At 44.0% G+C, this 1657-nt stretch carries 2 protein-coding genes; both read right to left on the bottom strand.

The features are described 5' to 3' along the window. The coding region (locus R7Q38_RS23065) for a phosphoethanolamine--lipid A transferase (RefSeq protein WP_318114418.1) at positions 1 to 1379 on the bottom strand (1379 nt) is incomplete at its 3' end. Positions 1380 to 1400: 21 nt separating this feature from the next. Further along, a partial coding sequence (locus tag R7Q38_RS23070; protein WP_318114421.1) for a diacylglycerol kinase occupies positions 1401 to 1657 on the bottom strand: 257 nt, incomplete at its 5' end.

Consider the following 1657-nt stretch of genomic DNA (forward strand, 5'->3'; position numbering starts at 1 on the left):
TGGTCAGAAACATAAATCAACGCAGTGTTGTATTTGTCTTCTAACGTTTTAAGTTTGTTGATGGTTTGTTCCAAGACAAAGTCTGTGTAACGAATGGTATTGTCGTAGGTATTTACGATCTCTTCGACGCTGCAGTTTTCAATGTCTGCACGTGGGCAATCCGGTTGGAAAAACGCTTTCTCTTTCGGGTAACGTTGGAAGTAAGTTGGGCCATGGCTGCCAATAAGGTGCATGGCTACAACTCGGTTACCGTTCATGTTCGACACTTCTTGGTCAAAGTCACTCAGTAGTGCCATGTCGTAACAAGTTTGACCGTTGCACAGTGCGTTTTGTTGCTTTCTGTCTACTTCGATTTTTTTGATCTTATGCGCGACTTCTTTATCGCCACCGTCGTTTTCTTTCCACAGTAGGTCGATACCTGCACGTTGCATGATATCTAACGCGTTGTCTTGGTTATCAGCTTGTTTACGGTCAAATTGATTGCGCGTTAACTGAGAAAACATGCATGGTACAGATACCGCTGTCGCAGTGCCGCATGACGCTACATCTTTAAAAGAAATCACATCTAATTGGCTAGTGTAGGTGTTAGTTTCACGCTCGTAACCATTCAGTTGATAGTTTTGAGTACGTGCGGTTTCACCTACTACAAAAACGAGTAACGTCGGTTTGTCCTGCGCTTGCTGTAAAGCGGTCGAAGATTGCTGTGCATCAGTACCGATTTCACGATATGGCTGTGGCGTAGTTAAGTAATTTTCTTTTACGTAACTTGTCGCGCTGTAGACATATTGCGTTGGGATGATCATTTTTTTCAGGTAGCTGTTATTGCGACCCACAGATGCGTAATCTTGATAGTACAACCCCGCAATCACGGCAATAACTGCTAACGAAGCGAGCATCGCGACCAGTTTTGTAAGCACAAAGCGTAGCCATTGTCCGCGTTGTGGTTGCAGCTTTACTTTGAACACAATCAGGGCAGGAATCACACCCATTAACGTCGTCCAAACGACCGAATACGTGCTGAGATAAGAGCTTGCTTCACTCGAGTCGGTCTCGACGATGTTGGCGATCATCCCAGAGTCAAACAGCGTTCCGTAGTTATAGCCTGCGTAGCTTACTAAGCTAGAGACCACTAGCAGCAAGATAAAGAACGGCTTTCCAACCCATGGCCAGCTAAATAGGTTGAATAAGAAATTAAGCGCGGCAAAAAAGAAAATCGGAATAGTGATAATGAAACCGATTTTGACTTCGTCTAACTTAGAGAAAATCCCAATGAGTTCTTTATAGATTGGGATGTTCACCACGAGAGCGAAATACAGCGCGAGTAGAACAGTAAAGGCAACGTATGGGATACCTTTCTTTGGAGAATCAACAGTCTTCATAAGTTACTTTCTTGAATAAAACTAAAGCAAGAACGACGCCCAAACAAATAGGGCAAGAAATAGCGCAACAAATACTGCTGCAGAGCCAATGTCTTTGGCTCGACCACTGAGTTCATGCCAGTCATCGCTGACACGGTCGACAACCGCTTCTACGGCGGAATTAATAAGTTCGACGATTAAAATCAGCAATAGACTGCTGATCATCAATACACGTTCAAGCGTGGTAACTGGCAGAAAAAATGCGCTGATAGAAAGAACCAAAGTCAGTACGAGTTCTG

The organism is Vibrio sp. Vb0598, from assembly GCF_033338935.1.
GTDB lineage: Bacteria > Pseudomonadota > Gammaproteobacteria > Enterobacterales > Vibrionaceae > Vibrio > Vibrio alginolyticus.